Below are 19,924 nucleotides of genomic sequence, written 5' to 3' on the forward strand. Positions count from 1 at the left end.
GGTCGTAGGAAAGTGTTCATCGGCAATACCGTCTGGAGGTGGAAGGATGCGGACGCATCTTTTCCAGTCCAGCGCTCGCAATCGACGATAACGACGTAAAATCAGTATTTTTGTGTCGGTGAAAGCCGTTACGGCAGCCGGGATTTGACGACGACTCGGATAGAGGAACTGATTCGCCTCTAAACGAGATGTTCCGTGTATGTTCTTTTCGTTTTCCTACATGGGATGCTTCGCGATATGCCTGCGACTCGAACCAGTGCAGATGCGAGGAGACAACCATGTACCATCCAACCGCCGCCGACAGACCGGCTAATCAAAGTCTGGCGCGCGTGCTTGCCCATGCGATCGATGCCGCCGGCAAACCCCGGCACAGGATTGCCAGTGAATGCGGGATGCACCGCGAGACCCTGCTTCGCGTTGCGCGCGGCGAGCGGCCAATTGGGCTCGACGAAGCGGCACTTGTGCTCGCCGCCTGTGGAGCGCACCCTCGCGCGACCATGATTCTTGCTCTTGCCGGGCAAGAAGAGCTCGCTTGCGAGTGGATGCATGGCGAGATGGGCGAATTTCTCGAAGAGTTCTTCACCAGCCTCCCAGTCCATCTTCAGCGGACCCTGGGGCGGCGGATTGAGGATCTGCGGCCTCGGTGGGCCAACGGCACCTCACAGCTCGTGGCACGAATGCTTGCCAAGCACATCGATGATTTTGTGGGCCGCGACATCGTGATGTCGCTGTCGCGGTAAGCTTGAGAGTTCGGAGGGGACCGAACCTTGCGAATGAGACGGGAAATGAGCGATCTGAAACAGACAGATGCATTTGTGGTCCCGGCACCCGGGGCGCGCCTGCTTCGCTTGCCGGAAGTCATGGCGCGCGTGGGATTGCGGCGTTCGGCGATCTACCAGCGGATGAGCGAGGGACGATTCCCCAGGTCTCGATCGTTGGGGCCGAAATGCGCGGTCTGGGTTGAGACGGAGATCGACGCCTGGATCGCATCGATCGCTGAGACGCGGTAGGAGAGGAATTGTCCGTGATAGGTCACCTATCACGTCTCGCTTGACTCTTTGGTCGTGATAGGTCACATATCACTTCCATTGGAGATCGGCATGGACATTCCCTCAATCGAGGCGCTTGAGCATAACTTGCGCGAGACACTCGTACTCAAGGCGGAAGAGCTCGCTGTACTCGCGGGCGGTGAAGTCGGCGCACGGTTGGTCGCCGAGTTGACGGGGGTGAATGACGTAAGCGGCGTTCCGACGGATTGGTTTGCAAGCGATGTCCAGTTGGCCCGCATCGACTTAGACCGCCTCGCCATCACGGCTTGCGTCCGAGATCTCCACGACCGACTACTTGCCCGGTCCTTGGGAATGCGTGTTGGCGACGGGTGGCTCTCCTGCGATGAGATCGAACAGGAAGCTCTCGATCCGATCGAACAGTTTCTTTCATCGCTGTCGCATGTCGCGTTAGCCGCATATGATTGGACTTCGAGCCGCAATGGCCCGCTCAAACAGCTCCTCCACCTGGGGAAGGCTTGGCATCATCTCCTCGAGGCACTCGATGCCGGGTCGCAGGGCGACTTTACTAGCGAACCATTGACTGTCACCGATGTTGCAAACCTTGCCGGGATAGAAGAGCGGTCGCTGCGCAATCGGGTCGGAAAGAACGGCCCACTGCGGTCGGTCGAGCAGTATCGGCAGCGAAAAAGTGCTGTCTCTCACCGCGGCTTTGTTGCCATCAATCGCTTCGATGCGATCGATTGGCTTTTGTCGCGTCGCGGTTTCATACTTGGAAGCCTGCGTCCTGGCATACTGGCGTCCCGGCTAGAGCAAATCTCCGACCCGGCCACGCGTGCTCGCGCAGCGTTGATTTCGGGAATGGCTCTTGGGCAGAGGCTTGAGCTGATCGCCAACGAAACAGGCTGCGCCCTGGCTGATGTAAAGCTGCTGGCGGACGGGCACGGACCGCTCGCCGCCGTCGATCCGGTCGTAACCTACGTCATGAACTTCGACAGAGCCCGATTGTCCAACACCGCCCCGGCTGAATAGCCGGAGGGGCGATCGGGATGGCGCTCTTACGGGCGCCCGTGGGGCCGGCGACACGCTTCGCGCCGGATGAAGCCAGGTCGGTTCACCTTTCCCGAACCCGGTTTCCCTGAACGCGGGGACACGCGTGACAGCCGGAGAGACGGCACCCTTAGCCATGATAACGAGGCGGAAGGGTTCTCTAGGATCAATCGCGCAGGACCAACACCATGCAAATCTGCCCGCATGAAATTCTTCGCACGCTTTTGGAAGCCGAGCCGCGTCAAACTTGCGAAGCGCCAAGGGACGCACGTGGACTCTACGGTCTCGTCGATCATCGTGGGAAGCTTCGTTACATAGGAGCAACGCAATCAGTCCGGCAAACGCTCTACCAACGGATCCACAACCGTCACCGAAGTGGTTCGGAGGGCATGAGTCATTATTTTTCCGACATGTATAATGTTGGACGAATGTGGCGTGACCGGGACGACAGAATCAACTTGGCAGACGGAAAGATCGCTAAAAAACTCCGCAATGCATTTGTTTCGGACCATTGCAGAGCGGTGTGGACCGTCCTTCCGGACACGGTTGACATCATGCGTCTAGAAGATGCCGTTATCGCGATCGCCCCAGAGCACGCTACTGCATGGAATGGTCGAAAAATGGCTCCCTACTGCGAGCCTGTCGAGTTGGTTGACGCTACCATCGCGCGGCTTCGCCTGGATCCGCGCCAGCGAGCAGCCATCGATAGGCAGCATGAGCGGTTTATGAAGTTCAAGACTACTGGTTTGATAGTCGCGTAAATCGCGATCTGGACAAAATTTCGGCCATTAGATTCGGCGAAGCCTGATCAGCCAGTATCACGCTGGCCGAATAACCCGACTGGCGATCCGGATGTCGGATTTTGGAGCGATCCTGACGGCGGGCGACACGACCGCGTTTGAGGAAGTCAGAGCGGTGGTCGTTTGACGAGCTTGGCATCCCTGGAAGCGAGCATGGACGTAACGGTCGCTGAGACGGGGCGAAAGGTCAGGAATGTTCGCACGTCCTTCCCGCCGGTGTCCTAGATGGATTGAGCAGTTAAACCGCGAACGCTAAATTTCGACGGTGCCCCATCTACCGCAAGTGGGGTCCGCTCGCTAAGCTGCGACAATGGCTTATCGTTACCCTGTCGGAAATTCGCTGCATCCTGAGGTGTTAAAAGAGAAGCAGCGTTCGCTTCGGGACGGCTTCCAGACGCCGCTGGCACTTCGCGTTCACCGGGCGCTTTCTTGGCTTCGGCGAGCGGAAGCCGAGGATCAGGACCATGACGTCCGCTTCATTCTGCTCTGGATCGGTTTCAACGCGGCGTATGCCGGTGATGTCGAGGCGTCTGCCAGCAGCTCTGCACCGGAAGGGGAACGTGGGCTGTTTCAGTCGTTTTTCTCGACATTGGTGAAGTTTGATGGGCGTCACCGTGTCTACGACGCGGTCTGGCAGCGGTTCAGCCAGGAGATCCGCCTCCTTCTGGACAATCGCTATGTCTACCATCCCTTCTGGCAGCATCAAAACGGCGTGCCGGGATACCAAGACTGGGAACACAAGCTTGATCGCGGTCGGACGGCGATCAATCATGCCTTGCGGGAGCACGACACTGTCCGGATCTTATCGATCCTGTTTGACCGGCTCTACGTCCTGCGAAACCAGCTGGTGCATGGTGGAGCAACCTGGAACAGCGAGGTCAATCGCGACCAAGTAAGAGACGGCGCGTCGCTCCTTGGTTGCTTGCTACCGATCTTCGTCGATCTGATGATGGACAATCCCCAGCATGAATGGCCAATGCCGAACTATCCGGTAGTGGATTAGGCTGCATGCAGACGATAGACGATCTCGTTGCAGACTCGTCTGCGCTCATCGATGGCTATCTCGATCCTGCGGGCCGAGAGCAGCTTTACAATCGCATCTGGCATTGCTTGCGCTGGCAACAGCACGATCCCGACGACAGGATCATGCAGCTCATCATCCGGCTCTACGACCTGTTTGTCCGCGTCATGCCCGTGGATAAACGTATGATGATTTATCAGGCGGCGAAGAACGAGGTGGAGCACCGGCGTTTCACACCAGCCGCCTTCATTGTTTTCATGCAGAATGAGGTTGACGAGGGGATAGCGTCAACCGCGACGATCGATCTTTTGGCCTACAGCAATCGTGACTGGTCTTCGCTTCCCGTGGGGTTCAAGGCGCTCCTTGGCATTGTCGAACACGGCATGTGCAGAATTCCGGGAGCGCTATTTGGGGCCGCAGTGACGTTTGGCGACGGCAACCTGCTCATTGGCTTGGACACGATGGCGCCCCACATGACCGATCGCGACATCAACATGGCCGCGCGCATGCAGACAGGGTACGTTCATCATGCGGCGATCCAGTATTGGCTTTCGATCGCTCGCCGCATGGCAACACGAGAAGATCAAGTTGCTCAATCAGTCGTCCGAAGCTGCGCCAGTGCTCTGGTACGGTACCATCAAAGCGCCTTCCAGCCTGTCGTTACCGATATTGAAAGGCATTATCCCGCGTGGGATTTTGACCCTTCGGTATCGGTAAAGCAGCATTGGAGCTTTGAGGAATACGGGAAGCTGATTGAGCAGCAGCTATGGAAGATTCACGAAGCTGAAGCCGGCGAAAAGATTTTTGGAGAGGTCTTAAAGGTCTGGTGTGCGTCAGTAGATTAGCGATGTTCAGCATCGACCGGCGTCTGACCGATTTTTGCGTTCCGCGTTTCTGGTACTTGACCGGACGAAAAGTGAAGTTGCTAATTTCTGGGGCATGATGAATGAGGTCGTTGGGAGATCAATTGAAGGACATCGGTCTGGTCGATCCCAAGAAACTCGGTCAGTCAGATTCTTCGAAGTCGCGAAAGCAGGGCCCCTCCCGCAACAGTGACATTACCTCAAAGCTGATCCTTGAATTGCCATTGTTAGGGCGAGTTACCCGGATCGACGAGGGCCGGGGATTCGGGTTTGTCGCCATTGGTGGTGGCGGAGAGGACCTGTTCTTTCATCTCAAGGGCTATGCTGGCCGTCGTACCGGCGCAGAATCGCTTCCCCCGCCTAACACCCCGCTACTCCTGATCACAGGAAGCGACCGGCGCAGACGAACTGGTAGGGAAGCGGTGCGCTGGTACCCTTTGGCCGAGGTTCAGGTTCTGGCCGACGAACCTGAGATCGATCAGAAAATGTACGATGTCCTCCGTCGGGATCGCTTGAACTCGATGACTACGGATGGCTTGTGGCGGTTGCTGCGCGCGGATTGGTACTGCCGGCAATGGGAAAACGATGCGCCCGCTGACCTCGATGACCCCGAGCTAGAAGACGTGTGGAAGGCACACCTTTGCGAGATCGATGACCGTCACTTAGCTGATGGCACGTTTTGGGACCGTCTTTCCCATTGCCAATATGAATTTGCAGCCCGACTTCATCCTAGCCATCCGCGCCGTGCTTTTGACCTGGATCTATTTAAACCTCGCCAGCTAGCCGCTTTGGGCGCACCGGATCCATCGTGGATGCAAAATGCGGATGACGCGCTGAAGCTTCGGCTTTTGGAATGTCGGCTTCTGCGAAAGGATGACGGCGACACCGAAGATGACTGGCGGTCTTGGTTTCAAGGTACTGAGAGCGTTGAACGGGAGTTGGCCGCAAAGCTTCTCAGTGAACGCTTCCAAACAGACCATTTTGTCGATGCTTGGCTCGCAAGGCTTGCTGGAAACGAACTGTTGTTGCCCGCCGAGGTGGCCCGATGGGCGGAACAAAGTACGGCCACTGCTCTGACACTGTTTGAGTACCTGCCTGCGGAAGTAAAATCGGCCTACTTTGCAGCTTGGCGCGCAGAGCCCGAGTTACTCAGTGCATCAGAGTCCTATCGGTCTCGTCTCGTCACTATTCTGACCCGAGAGTCCCTCGCAATCGATCTGGAAACAGATGGCGAGTTCGTCTGGGAACTAGGTTGCGCGCGAGGGAGTCTGGCACGACGCCTCCATGATCGTGGATCCGAAGAGGACCTCGCCGCCGCGATGGCTGAGCTTGGGGCTCAAATCCGTTCAGCACCACTGCTCGTAGGGCATAACTTCCTGGCCTGGGACTGGCCGATCATTCAACGCTTCGTCAGTCCTGCTTCACCGCCACTGATATGGGACACGTTGCTCATACAGTTTTTGCTGGCCCCCCAAGCGCAATCCCATGCCCTTGGTGGCGACCATCACGCTGATGGCGATGCTCAGGCAACTAGGGAGTTGTTCGAGAAGCAGATCTCGAAATTCACTCCGGAATTCGCTCGATCGATACTGGCTGGCGAGTTTGAAGATGCAGGGCAAATCATTGAGGCTATGCCCGCGGCATTGGCGATAGCTCCCCAATATGCGCGCGAAATGCCGGCGGACATTGTTGCGCATGCCGATCCGGACGACCTTTTGATCGTCGCGCAGGAGCAGCTACGCACATTCGACTGGGTACCGCATGTGACGGTGGTTCCTGCTGATCCCCTCGAAGGGCTTCCCCTGGAACTGCGACAGATTGATGTCGGGGCACTCGAACGGAATGTTCAAGAGGCAAAACTTCATCAACCAGCGGCCAAGGTCGTTGTTGCAGTCGCCCGCATGGCTGCGGATCTAAATATCGCTATCAGGCGCAATATGATCCCCTTCTGGTTGCTGGAAGGGGATCCGGCATTGGCTTCGGCGATTGATCGTGCTGCGGTGATACCGCAGGCCAAGGGTGGCTGGCGCGTGGCGCCGACGCCCTCCCGGCCGGAATGGTGGCGCAATGCAGATCTTGGAAGCTGTTGTCTGGCGACAGGCGAGCAGGATGTCCTGGTTTTTGGTCGCCAACATGGATCACCGGGAGACATCAGCCAGAATTTGCAGGATGCCCGGTCAGCGTCACTAATCCGTCTGAAAAGCAAAGACGGGATGACTGAATGGGTAAGGGCGGATCGGGCTGCTCACGTTCTTGAACGTCGCGGCGGTCTACAAGGTTTCACTACCTGGCGGCTCCCCGATGAGTTGAAGCGTCTTCCTGGCGCCGTTGGCTCAGCGTCTACAGGCAGGATGAACCTGGCGACAAGGCGCCATCATGTCCTGCATCCGGGGGCGATGGATCAACTCGGTTACTGGACGGAAGTGCTGCGTACATTTGGTGAGCTTTCCCGGCGAGAAGATCGGGCGACACCAATTCTCCTGATTGAAAGTTCGGAAAGTCCTGAACTGATCAAAATGCTTGGAGTGGCGCTCGGCGAACTTGGTTTGGGCGAAGTGCGTCCGGACCACAGGAGTAAACGCGAACACCTGCTCCGTGCTGCCCGGAGGGGCTACGCCGTCGTGGACATCCTGGACAATTGGTCCAGTTGGCACAGCCTGGCCCAAAGCGCTGACATTGTCCTGCAACCGGTTATCGAAGCTCTGCCGCTTGAGGAGTGGCTCGCCTGCTCTCACGCCACCGGGGATCAATCGAAACACTCGCAGGCGCCCGATGATGGGGCCAGTGAGGAAGAAGAATCCGTCAAAATCCGAAGTTTCGGAACTGGCGCGATTCTCGAAGCGATGCCGTCATTGGTGGCAGACTATTTGGCCGGTTGGCTTGTCGGTCACGGGCTTTGTTATGGTACGTTGCCCGCAATACTCATCGACCCCCGCTTATCAGGCATCGGCCGTGGATTGAAAGCGCATACTGACGTAGTTCCCTTGCAAGGAGCGGGCCTCTCCGAGGACGAGCTCCGACGGTTGGACGTCGTGCTGTCGCCCTTCAGCCTTGTTCGGGAGGAAGCGTCAACGGATTTCGCGTCGATGGAACGCTTCCTCGTTGAAAATTGGAACCCCAAAGATGGTACGTCGAAGGTCGTTCAAGGTTTCAAAGAGTCGCAGCGATCGGCGATGGAAGCGATTTGTGACCGAACCAGCAACGTGCTTGTCTCGCTCCCGACCGGCGAAGGGAAATCCGTCCTGTTCCAGGTGCCCGCGCTAAGCCGCGGCTTGAGAAATAGACGCCTTACACTGGTCATTTCCCCGCTGAAGGCGCTTATGCGCGACCAGGTCGAAGGTCTCCGCGATTTGGGTTTCGCAGAGTCGGCTGATTTCCTGAGTGGTGACCGTCCGAAACATGAAATTGAGGAGGTCTTGCAAGGCGTCCTCGATCATCGGGTGGTGCTCTTGTACGTCGCACCTGAGCGCCTCAGAAGCGCTGCTTTCCTCGACGTTCTCGACAAGCGGATGCGCTCGGATGGTGGCCTAGATCATGTAGTGATCGATGAAGCGCATTGCGTAAATCAGTGGGGTTTCGAATTCCGACCCGATTACTTTTATGCGACAGACCTCTTGCTGCGGAAGTGCCGTGAAAGCGGAGGTGCTGAGCCTACGCCGTTTCTCCTCCTTTCAGCGACGATCACGGCGTCTGACAAGGAACGACTGGAAGCCATCATATCCGGTATCGACTCCGATCGCCGGCTGCCAATGCTTGTTCGTCCGGAAACCTTTGCCCACCCAATCAGGTCTCACATCTCGATCCTGCCGTGCAGGGTTCGAGGAAGAATCGGTCAGGACGATCTCGACCGGGCATTGGCAGAACGTCTGCCGATCATCGAGAAGGCCATTTTTGATGCCAAACAAAACCGACTGAACACCGGCCAGCGAAGCGCGGTCATTGTATTCGTACCAACCAGGCGTCTCGCGGAAGACATTGCCAGGCGATTGTCAGATGACAGTGGAACCGACGCCGAATTCTACCACGCTGGACTTGATGCCGCGACAAAGGAGGAGGTCTATGCCGATTTTCGCGATGGTGAACTCGATGTTCTCGTCGCCACCAAGGCGTTCGGCATGGGGATGGACATACCAGATATTCATTGGGTCGTCCACTTGTCACCGCCCGGCTATCTGGAAGACTACCTTCAAGAAGTAGGCCGGATCGGCCGAGGCGAAGCCGAGCGTGAGCAGGCAAAGCTAACGAACCTCAGCGCTCTGCTTCCCTTTTCCAATGAGGATTTCGAGCACATACGAGACCTTCGTGCGCGGAATACTCTCAGGGCTCAGGACATTGATGACGTATTTTCGGAAATCCGAGGCAAGGCATATAGCGTCGACGGACAATTGCTCGCGGTTGTTCCCGCAGAGGGCTACAAGCCGCTAGAAACCGAAACAGAGAGGCGAGCGGCAGCCACGAGGCTGCGGATGGCCATTTATTGGCTGGAACGAGCCGGGCGGCTTACACTCTTCGGCTCTCTTGCAGACATTTTGACAATCGAAATTTCTCCTCAGGTCCTTGAGAGGATCTCGCAGGAGGAGGGACCGCTTGGCGAGTTGGCTCAGCTGTTGCTTAACCTCGAGAGCGCCGACGCCGTTAATCCTAATGTTGGTGGTCAGGCTGAGACGCGCAGAGCAGGGGCAAGTCAAACGGGCATGCTCGGTCGGCTGCTCGAAGGTCTCGCCGATATCGTCGGATTAGTGTTCAACAGATCTCCCGATCAAAGTAGAAGCGGGCCTATCGCCAGTCCGGCGAGCCGATCCTGGGGGCGATTGGCGACAGATTCGGATCAATCGGACCGAACGGCAGTCGTCAATCTTTCCCAGATCAGGTTTCGTCTGCGATCGATGGATACCAACGACGATGTCCTGGCCGGCTTGGTAGACCTCGAAAAGCGCGGCGGTGTCTCGCTAAATCGGGAAATCGATTTTTCTCTCAGGCGATTGGCGCGAGAGGAGCGTGACGACAACATTCGAACGCTCTTCCGGTTCGTCGATGCCGCCGCAAAGCAGTTGTTGGCCCAGCTCGCCAAGAAGGCCAGCGTCGAATTCCATCCTTTCGAATTGGTGGAGATCGAACCTTTCATTCGGACCGTCGCCGTAGAGGGGCCCGCCCGACAAGATGATCAGGAACGCAAGGCGGAACCAAAAAAGCTAGCGGAGACAGACGAAGAAACTGTTCGACGTCGACGCAGGTATGAACGCGCCTTCATCAATGGGTTTCGGACCTTGGTGCGATCATCTGGAGTCCGCCTACGACAAATCGCGAATGCCGACGAAACAGTATTTTGGGAGGCTAAGCTCGCTCCATCTGAAGGTCGAAATGCCGACTCGCGCCGTAAGGCACTCGTTCGCGGTGCTCAATCGGTCTTTGATGTCCTTAAGAATTCAGATGAACGAGTTGCCATATCCCGGCTCGTTGAAAGAGTTCGAGATGCGAGTTTTGGGAAGAAATTCCGCGAGCAGGATCTGAAGAAAACAGCTGGCCTCCTGGCGACGATGAATCTCGTCGGAATGAGCGTTGATATCGCCCAGTTTTCGCACATCGTGCTGCTTGGCGAAGGCAAGCCGGACGACCAAGAACTTTGGAGCGAGCTTGCCGAGGTCAATGACTTGTCCGAAGCACGCAACCTCGCAATGGAACTGTTCGCAAATGTGCGGACAGATGCCCAAGAGGCATTCATTGCTGGCTACTTTTCGAAGTCCAACGCGAGTGGCTTGAAGGATTTTCTCGAGACTCAGCTGGGGGAAATCGAGGAAACCGATCATGATGCTCCGGACAATTCGGGCATTATCATCCAGATGCAGGAGAAGCTGCGTGCCACCAAAGCGGTAGAGTTCTTCGAGAAGTTCAAAACCTCCGAAGAGCCCGCACAGTGGGAAGTCGTGCGCCACCCATACAACCAGCATTTGCTGGTCAACGCGGGGCCAGGGGCCGGCAAGACGTTTGTCCTGGTGGGGCGCATCGTTCACCTCATTCGCGAACAGCATATTCATCCGTCACAGATCGTCGTGCTCGCGTTCAATCGTGCGGTGGTCTTCGAAATCAAGCGGAGGCTCCGTGAACTGTTCAAATCACTGGGCTATGCCGCCTACGCATCAAGACTTCGCGTTTCGACCATTCACGGGTTCGCCATGGGGCACCTCGCTAGGGATGGCTGGCAGGGTGAAGATTCAATGATGGACGGGGTTCTATCCGAGTTTGCGCGGCGCCTGGATCAAGATGCTGGGTTTCGTCGTGCAGTTGCCGGTGATGTTCGCTGTATCCTGGTGGATGAATTTCAGGATCTCACCGACGATGTCTATGCCATCCTTCGCGCACTACACCAGGGAAGCGAGTCTCGTGCAGGTGTCATGGTGATCGGAGACGATGACCAGGATATTCTAAGGTGGCAGCGCCCAGCGGGGAATTTTTCCGAAACCTACTTCGACCGCTTCGTCCAGGACTTTGGAGGGGACAACCTCAAACAGCTCTTGCTGTCGGTAAACTTCCGTTCCGGAGAGGAAATCGTTCACAAGAGTCAGGCGATGATAGCTGCGTTCTTTGACCGATCAGCTCGCTCTCATCGCTTGAAGAAATCCCCTCTCGTTACCCGGCAAGACGCACCCGCTGGATCAGAATGTCATCGCCTTGATTGGCGCGGGAAATTGTTCGGTGACGCCGTCAGTGAAGTACTCAAAATATGGAAGCAGATTGGCGGTCGCTCGGGAGAGTCGGTCGCTATCCTCTGTCGCTCCAATGCGGAAGTTGCTCAAGTTCATCGGCTGCTTGAGCCGCACATATCCGGAATAACAGTTCAAGGAACGGCGAACCTGCGGGTGGCCAGTCTTCGTCATGTCGGTCTCTGGCTCGATTTTCTTCGAGCTGAAGTCGCCAAGTCAGACCGTGCGCTTTCGGTCCAATTGGCTGATGAGCTTGTCGGCGAATTCGTCCGCAATATGAAAATCCCCGAGGGCAACGCATCCGGTGGAGAAATGGTCAGCTTGGAAAATCTTTGGGAGCTATGCTGCCAAGAACAGGCATTTCCGCACATATCGTCACTCGTCCGCTTCGTCGAAGAGTTGCGCAGCGATGATCTTAGCCGACTTATGGGAACAGCTGCGGCGGCTTCGACCGTTGTCGTGTCGACCATCCACAAGGTAAAAGGCCTCGAGTTCGATAGCGTTGTGATACTCCCATCATACCTTCCATTCGGAAAGAACCGCCACGGCTGGCATGCGGATTTAGAAGGGGACGCCGCGGAGGAAGCTCGACTCCTCTACGTCGCAATGACCAGAGCCAAACGCAATTTGTGGCAATTTGTCGGAGAGCGGGAGCATAGCTGGGCAAGAAGTCTACCCGCTCCCTTCGATGGCCAGAAAACCGACGGATGTGTGCTCATCGGTTCTCCTGAGGATGTTGGACTGGGCTGGGCACTGCAACGAAGCGGCTTCAATCCTGAGCCGGAGCAGTGTCAGGATTATATCGAGCGCGAAGTGAAAGTGGGTGATCCCGTGCTTCTCGGCGGAATAGGACTAGGTGCGAACAAGGCGCTGCTACATCGAAGCGCTTCGGGCACAGTGCGTCAGATTGGGTTTCTGGCGAAAAAGCACGGTGCGGGAAGCAATAATTCGGATCTGCGTGTGAGCTCAGTCATCAGGTTTTACCCAAATGAGACAGACGTTGGTGATCTGGCGGTGGGCGTGACAGAACGAGGTTGGGGGTACGTGGCATTGGTGTCGGGGCAAATTCGATAGTTTGGTAATATGCCTTCCGAGCCATCCTTGGTGAGTTTAAGCGGCCCTCAGGTTTCGCTTATCGATGTTTGCCGCTGCCGTTGCCGCTGGTGAAGGGATATGAAACCCCATCGTGCCCCTTGCGTGGTCGCCGCGTGCTTCAATCTCGTCACGCAGCCAGCGCACCAGGACAGCAGGATCTCGTTCCGCCAGCAGATTTGCGCGGTGCGCAACGACGGCAAAGTCGCCGGGGGTTTGGCCATGGTGGATGGGCCACTCCAAAGGCCAGTCGATCCCGAATCTGGCTTTGAAAAGCTGGCTGGCCTGAGCGGGTGTCATGGCATTGAACGCGGCGCGGATCGTGAAGCGGCGCTGTGTCGCCGGATCAAGGTTATCGGCCAGATTGGTCGTCGCGACGAAGGGAGTACGGAGGTGTTCGAGCTGCACCAGCATCTCGTTGACCTGGCTGACCTCCCAGCTCCTCTGACCGGCCTCGCGGCGATACAGGAAGCTGTCGACCTCGTCGATCAACAGAAGTGCGCCGCGCTCCGCCGCCCTGGCAAAGGCTTCGGCGATGTTCTGTTCGGTCTCACCTACATAGGGGCTCATGAGGTCCGAGCACCGCCGCTCTTCGATCTCCAATCCCACGACCTGGGCGAGATGCCTGGCAAAAGCGGATTTGCCAGTACCTGAAGGCCCGGACAGCAGCAGGCTCCAACCACGGTCTGGGGTGGCGGCAAGGCGCTCAGCAAGGCGAGACAAATCCGTGTCCGCACGCGACAGATTGGGGTCGTAGACTGAGCAGCCGGACCCTTCCGGCGTGCAGGACTGTCCCAGAACGCGCATGACGCTGTGGATCGCAGTCTTCGCGACATCTGCCCCGCCATTGGCAAGATGGGCAGCCTTCATACCTGCAGCCACCACGGCAGGGGGCGCTTTCAGGCAAGCGATATCGCGCAGTTCAGCATCGCTGAGGTCAACCGATGCGGCTTCAGCGGACCTTTGGGCTACTCGCTCTCGCACAGCCAAGCGCGGGCGATCGAAGCCGATCGCAAGGGTCATGCGTCGCAGGACGGCGGGATCCAATCGCGAACGCTGGTTGACGATCCAGATCGTGGGAACCTGCGGTGCTTCGACGAGACGGTTAATCCATTGCTTGGAACTGCCTTTGCGCTCGCTCATCATCAGGACATCGTCGGCTTCATCGACGACGATGACCCTGTCGCGGTGATGACGGCACATCGCCCGCAAGATCATCAGATGATCGAGGCGCTCAGAGCGATCGGGCTCGTTGCCGAAATCGTCGCTCAAACCGGCAAAGATCGCGCCGCTTCCGGCCTCCGTGGCAAGGGTGCGCGCAAACTCGGTTTTGCCGGTGCCCGGCTCCCCGAACAGCAAGATGCTGACAGGCTCTTTGCTCGTGATGACTTTGAGAGCGATGCTCCGCAATGGATCGAGGTGCTCGAAGTCATCCCACAGCAATCCCCCTCGCTCCGGTTCGGGCATCAGCCAGCGCAGCATCTCGTCCCGGCTTTCTGCGTGGACCCGAATGAGGCGCCTGAGCAGGGGGCTCAGGCTGTATTCTCCGTCGCGGTCGTCATGCAGAAGGCGCGAGGAAAACAGCGGTGCACCGGGCATCAGTTTTCGGTCGACGGTGTTGCCGGCGAGACCGGAGAGTTGGGCGACAGCACTCGGGGTGAGGTTGCTGCATGAGATGGGTGCCCGGCGCACGAGCTCTCGCCAGCACTCAAATTTTCCCCAGCGGGCAAAGATGCTGAGGATGGTGACCTCAGCGGAATCGAGGCCGAACAGCTCGCCGACCCATGCAAACACGCTGTCCAACTGGGTTGGCACGGCGCGCTTCGCTGCCAGTTGCCGAGCGACAGCCCGCATTTCCGCCACTGAAGGCTTTTCCCGATTGGTGAGCTTATGTAACGCAGCAACAGGCACCTCGCGGTCAATCAAGTCGATCAGATCCTCGCCGCACCGCTTGACCTGATTGACACTCAACGCCTGCAAAACGCGCGCAGCAGCGTGAGCGAAATGCGCTGCTTCACCCTGCTCGCTCTGGCTGAATTCCGCCTGTGCTGCCCTTTGACGTGCCATTTTGCGCGCAATCTCCCTGAGTTCTGGTTCCATGTGGAGATTTCAAACACAGGGGTGCGACAAATATGGTCGTATAACTTGGGGGTTGTGCGTGTTGCGACTTGCGCTTGCAGGACAGGCAGTTAGCAGTGGCTGTAATGACAAAGCGCCTGAGTAACCTCGATCGTACACTCAAACTCGTGCATGCGTTGACGCAAAGCATCGAAGGCTTGTCGCTCGATGAGATGGCTGCATTGCTTGGGGTGAACCGCCGGACTGTTGAGCGACTTCGCAACGTCATACTCATTCATTTCGACCTCGACGAAACCATCGATGGGCGCATCAAACGATTCAGGATCAAGGATAGCCCGGGCCGGGCCTATGCTAGGCCTAACGCTGCCGAAGTCGCCGCGCTCCAGGCAGTGGTCGAAGCCGGGCGGATCGAGGGCACAGCCAACACCGAAGCGCTTGAGAAGCTGCTCTCCAAGATCAAGATCGCCTTTGACAGCGCTGAGCGGCGTCGGCTGGACAATGACCTCGATCTGCTCACCCGGTTGCAGCGATCCCGCGTTGCGGCAGGGCCAGCCGTCATCGCTTCGCCTGAGGATCTGACAACGATCCAGTCAGCGATCCTTGCCGCCCATTGTGTGGATTTCGATTATCAGCCCGATTGGGCTGCTGCGCCAGCATGGCGGCGGGTCATCCCATACGGCCTGATCCATGGCCCCATCACCTATCTGCTTGGCAAAATGCCTGACCGGGATGATCCCCCATTCACCTTTCGGCTCGATCGCATGAGCAACGTTCGAGATAGCGGGGTAGTCGGTTGCCCACCGGATGATTGGGATCTCGACGCCTGGATGTCCCGCAGCTTCGGCATCTGGCAAGAGGAAGATCACGATATTGTGCTGCGGGTCCGCCCGCATGCGGTCGAGCGAGCGCGGGCATGGCGGTTCCACCCGCATCAGCGATTCGAAGATGATGGCGAGGAACTGCTGGTGCGATTTCGATCCGGAGGGCTCTTTGAGCTCGCCAATCACCTGTTTGGATGGGCGGGCGATTTGCTGATCGAAGGGCCAGCGGCATTGCAGGACACGATGGAGCAGCGGCTCGCGGCGGCTCAGGAAATGTTGCGACCGAAATTGTCGTAGCTGATGGGCAGAAAGCGTGTTGGGCGCGATGTGACAGTCGTCGGGGGATTAGTTTGAATGTTTGAGAACTGCCATCTGCGGATCGGCCACGCGCCATTTGCGAGCTGCATGCCGCTCAGTCCGCAGCTCCTGGCGAGCCTCTATGCCTTGCCTCATTGTGCCGAGATGCCGCTGCGCGAGGTTCTTGAAGCGCAGAGTAAGGATGCCCCATGGGCGGAGAGTTTTACTGTCGCCCCCGAACAGACAGCCACGGCTGTTGCCGCAATGCTGCGCCATCTGATGATGGCCACGCGGGACCTCGAGCCTGGATCCATTGCGACCGCCGCCCTGGCAACTGGCGGGAGGGCGCGCACCAATATCGAGGCGCTACGGGATCTTTGGTTTGGTAATCCAGCAATCGTTCCGTCCGAATTGGCGATATTGAAGGCATTCCTCGCTTGTGAGGCAGGCGATGCGTTGCAGTCGCTTCAGGTGATCTGGGATCGGAATAGCACCCAGCTGACATCTCTCGAGCGCGCTGTGCTCGAGCATCTCGAAAGTCACCACGGCAAGCTGGACGAGGACGATATTGATTACGTCCGCCTGGTCTCGGCCCCCAAGACGTGCCGAGCGTCTGAATCGATCCTCGCCGGGCATGTCCAAAGGCATCTGCTTGATCCGTCGGCGCCAACGGTACCCATAGACGACAGCCTCGCGGTTTGTTCCGTCCGCGATGCACTCACGGAATGCGAAGCCGCCGCCGCCATCATCCAGCGCTGGCTTGCCGAGGATCGAACTTTGTCGGCGAGCGAGATCGGCATCATCCTGCCATCGGGGCCGGAGTATACGCATTACCTGTCGGAAGCCTTCGCGAATGCGGGCCTTACGGCATCATCGCTTCCTGCTGCGCCGGATCGAAGAAATGTTGGGAGTGAAGCGCTCCTGCATTTCCTGCAGTGCAGGCGGCGGCCTGCCCCCGCCATGGCGCTCGCCTCGCTATACTGTTCCCCCGTTCTGTGCTGGTCCCCGGATGTTGGATCGGCCTTGGCAAATGCCGTCATGGCCGGCGATTTTCACCCGATGTTGGTGCAAGACTTGAACGGAAAGCAGGCTGCGCTCTTCTCGCTGATCCGGTCAGCGTCACCTGCGACGAACGGTCAACTCAAGGAGCAAATTCGTTCCTTCCTGAGATTGCTCAGTGAGGACGAGTTGCTTGCGTCCGATGTAGCTGAGGCGAAGCAGCTGGCTTCGCGCCTTTTGGCCACGCTCGGCAATGGCAATGATGCCGCCGAAGCGGAACTGGAAAAGGCCATCCAATTGGCCGCAGCATACCAGGCACCGCCTTGCCCACGTGGACCTTACTACCTGGGCAGTATCTCGGTCATGTTGGCGCATGAAATGCCTAAGCGGCAGTTTCGCAGACTTCTCATCCTCGGCTTCAACGACGGTGCCTATCCGCCCCCACCTTCGGGGAATCCGTTCTTCCTCGACAGCGAGGTTGAGGCGATCTCAAACACCATCGGCTTGCAGCTCCCGTCCCAGGCCAAGCAGCTCGATGCATCGCTCGACCTTTTCGCGCGGCAGATTGGAGCCGCAAGTGACCAGGTCATATTCCTCCTGTCAGAACGCGATCGCAGCGGCAGCTTTCTCTCCGCCTCGTCAAGTTTGCCACTCATCTCCCGGCTCATCACCGGCATGGATGATCCTGAATCTTTGGTCGTACCGCTCACGTATAGTGAAGGTACGATCTGGGACAGGCTGGTGGCCTGGAAGCCGCGACCATTGGTCGACCCCATCGAGCCCATCGAAGTGCCAACGCACTATGAGTTTGATCTCGATCTCCTGAGCCTGCGCAAGAAGGATGATGGCACCCCGAGAGCGCAGAGCCCGAGCCGGCTTGAAAAGCTCCTCATCAGCCCGCTGGCCTGGGTCCTGGCTGAACTCGGCGCCGAGCACGTCTCTTGGCAGCCGGAAGCGCTTGACGTCATGCTGCGCGGCTCTCTCGCCCACGAGGTATTCGAACGCCTCTTCCCGCCGGGCAAGGACCACCCGTCCGACGAAGTGATCGAAGAAAAGGTACCCGAGCTTCTTCTGGAACGCATTCGTGCAATTGCGCCGTTCCTGCAGACGTCGGCCTGGGCTGTCGAACGCAACACGCTGGAGGCGGAAATCACCAAGTCCGCCAAGCACTGGTCGATGGTACTAAAATCCCTCAACGCCGAGATCGTGGGCAACGAATTCTGGCTCTCGGGGACCCTGTTTGAGCATCCCGTACATGGCAAAGCGGATTGCCTGCTTCGCCTTCCCGATGGGCAGCCGATCGTCGTCGATTACAAAAAGAGCAGCTCCGGAACCCGCAGACAGCGCTTGCAGAAGGGCTGGGACCTGCAGGTCGATCTCTATCGGCGCATGACCGTTCGGATCGATGAGCGCAGCCACGAAGCTGTCGTTCGCATTGGCGAGACCTTGAACGGCTGGTCCAAACAGCCGGCGGTTGCCTATCACACTCTCAACGACGGCAACGTCCTTCTCAATGGCATCGAGGTGTTTGACAGCACTGATGTCGAACTCGTCGCAGGTGACATCGCCGTGAATGCACTTGCTCTGATTTCGGCGAGATTCGACGCCCTCAAGGCTGGCCGGCTCGAAACGAACACCACGGCAGACGCCAAATTCTTCCAGAAAGCCGCCGCACTTGGCACTTACGCTCTCGAAGACAGTCCGTTGATCACCGCATTCATGCGTGATGATACCGCTCCTTCTGTAACCCTCCCGGACGAACTCGATGACTGAACTTTCGATTGTGCCCGCAGGCGCCGGGGCTGGAAAAACGCACCATATCCAGGAAACCCTCACCCAATGGGTCAGGGACGGCATGGTTCGCCCAGAGAAGATCCTCGCGGTCACCTTCACAGAAGCCGCCGCCGGGGAGTTGCGGCAGCGGATCCGGGGCGCTCTGATTGCGGACAGCAATCTGTCGGCAGCGCTGGCTGTCGAGAGAGCTTATGTCTCCACCATTCACGGGCTGGGGCGCCGATTGCTGATCGAGCACGCCTTCGCATCGGGTTCATCTCCGCAGCAGCGTCTGATCGCTGAAGACGAGCAGGACTTGCTGATCCGTCGCTCGATCGAAGAAAATCCTGCTTTGAGCGAGCTTTCCCGAAACCTCGCCGCCCTTGGCTATCAAGGAAGCTTCTCGTCGGACGAAACCGCAGAGGACAGCTTCCGCAAGAAGTTGCTCGGCGTCATCGCCTTGCTGCGAACGCTCGGTCCGCGAGGCAGCGATCCGGCGATGGCCGACTTTGTCGAGGCATCCATCCGGACCGGATACGGTGCACCTATCGGCAAATCTGAGACTTTGGCTGCAGCGCTCCAGAAGACTGTCGATGCCTTGCTTCAGGCCTTTCCTCGCTCGCTCGCTGACGATGCTGGTAGTGCCACCGCCAAGACAGCATTCCGCGAGAACTTCCGCGCTCTGAAGCAGGCTCAGCAGCTGCTCGCATCCGGCGGTACAGACTGGCGGCTGTGGCAGAAGCTGCGGGGCCTGCGTCTGTCGATGCGCGGCAGTCCGACCCCTGACGGCTACGACGATCTTGCATCTGCGGTCATGCTGGCGGCTGACAACCTGGTTTTTCACCCCGGACCGCTCGAGGATGCGGTTTCGCATGCGCGCGCTCTCGTCGAAGGCGCACAGTCGGCGATGACGGACTACGAGACCCGAAAGCGCGAGCTCGGCGTCATCGACTTTAGCGACATGGTGACCAACGCTGCGCGGATACTCGATGAAAAGCCCGCCGTGCTTGGCGCCATCATGGACGAGGTCGACTGCGTCATTGTCGACGAGTTCCAGGACACCAACCCGATCCAGTTCACCTTTCTGTGGGCGCTGGCCCGCAAGGCCAAACGCGCATTGATCGTCGGCGACACCAAGCAGGCGATCATGGGCTTCCAGGGCGCGGATCCGCGACTGACTGTCGCCCTTACACAGCAATTTGAAACCAGCCCGCTCTACCGGAACTGGCGCTCTGATCCGCGCATCATGGATTTTGTGAACGCACTGGGGCCGTGCCTCTTCGGTGAGGACTATACGGCGCTTGCCGCGCAGAATGCCTCGGGACACGACACTGCTCTGGAGGTCATCGAGCTGGCCAACAAGCGCGGTGCCCGCTCCGGCGGAAAGCCCCAGCATTTCATCGCTGATCGTCTCCTGTCCC

The 19,924-nt window shown here is 58.1% G+C and carries 11 protein-coding genes; 10 read left to right on the forward strand and 1 reads right to left on the reverse strand.

What is annotated here, in order from left to right:
• Window positions 1–278 precede the first annotated feature (278 nt).
• The 7 genes from NSE01_RS20390 (at window position 279) to NSE01_RS20420 (ending at window position 12,516) form a co-directional block, all read left to right on the forward strand.
• Complete coding sequence (locus tag NSE01_RS20390) at window positions 279–740, forward strand: transcriptional regulator (RefSeq protein WP_147161419.1); 462 nt, start codon at window positions 279–281, stop codon at window positions 738–740.
• A gap of 45 nt (window positions 741–785) precedes the next feature.
• Window positions 786–1,010: an AlpA family phage regulatory protein gene (locus tag NSE01_RS20395; protein ID WP_147161420.1), complete on the forward strand. Its 225-nt coding sequence runs from the start codon at window positions 786–788 to the stop codon at window positions 1,008–1,010.
• A 90-nt stretch (window positions 1,011–1,100) separates the two neighbouring features.
• Complete coding sequence (locus tag NSE01_RS20400; protein ID WP_147161421.1) at window positions 1,101–2,039, forward strand: hypothetical protein; 939 nt, start codon at window positions 1,101–1,103, stop codon at window positions 2,037–2,039.
• Between the two features lie 206 nt (window positions 2,040–2,245).
• Entirely contained in the window at window positions 2,246–2,818 is a 573-nt protein-coding gene (locus NSE01_RS20405; RefSeq protein WP_147161422.1) for a hypothetical protein, read from the forward strand.
• Between the two features lie 349 nt (window positions 2,819–3,167).
• The gene (locus tag NSE01_RS20410) at window positions 3,168–3,860 is read left to right on the forward strand and encodes a HEPN domain-containing protein (RefSeq protein ID WP_147161423.1); all 693 of its coding nucleotides are present in this window, start codon (window positions 3,168–3,170) and stop codon (window positions 3,858–3,860) included.
• Between the two features lie 5 nt (window positions 3,861–3,865).
• A complete protein-coding gene (locus NSE01_RS20415; RefSeq protein WP_170233919.1) occupies window positions 3,866–4,723 on the forward strand; it encodes a hypothetical protein in 858 nt (285 codons plus the stop codon).
• 122 nt (window positions 4,724–4,845) lie between these two features.
• A complete protein-coding gene (locus tag NSE01_RS20420) occupies window positions 4,846–12,516 on the forward strand; it encodes a DEAD/DEAH box helicase (protein WP_170233920.1) in 7,671 nt (2,556 codons plus the stop codon).
• Window positions 12,517–12,552: 36 nt separating this feature from the next.
• On the opposite strand, the gene NSE01_RS20425 is transcribed toward NSE01_RS20420, so the two are convergent.
• Complete coding sequence (locus NSE01_RS20425) at window positions 12,553–14,634, reverse strand: AAA family ATPase (RefSeq protein ID WP_147161426.1); 2,082 nt, start codon at window positions 14,632–14,634, stop codon at window positions 12,553–12,555.
• A gap of 104 nt (window positions 14,635–14,738) precedes the next feature.
• On the opposite strand from NSE01_RS20425, the gene NSE01_RS20430 reads away from it, so the two are divergent.
• The 3 genes from NSE01_RS20430 to NSE01_RS20440 form a co-directional block, all read left to right on the forward strand.
• Window positions 14,739–15,731 (forward strand): helix-turn-helix transcriptional regulator, encoded by a 993-nt coding sequence (locus NSE01_RS20430; RefSeq protein ID WP_147161427.1) that lies wholly within the window; start codon window positions 14,739–14,741, stop codon window positions 15,729–15,731.
• Between the two features lie 57 nt (window positions 15,732–15,788).
• The gene (locus NSE01_RS20435; RefSeq protein ID WP_147161428.1) at window positions 15,789–18,503 is read left to right on the forward strand and encodes a PD-(D/E)XK nuclease family protein; all 2,715 of its coding nucleotides are present in this window, start codon (window positions 15,789–15,791) and stop codon (window positions 18,501–18,503) included.
• Window positions 18,496–19,924 (forward strand): UvrD-helicase domain-containing protein (locus tag NSE01_RS20440; protein ID WP_147161429.1); only part of this gene is annotated, 1,429 nt, incomplete at its 3' end. The genes NSE01_RS20435 and NSE01_RS20440, both read left to right, overlap by 8 nt.

Source organism: Novosphingobium sediminis (assembly GCF_007991615.1).
GTDB classification, from domain to species: domain Bacteria; phylum Pseudomonadota; class Alphaproteobacteria; order Sphingomonadales; family Sphingomonadaceae; genus Novosphingobium; species Novosphingobium sediminis.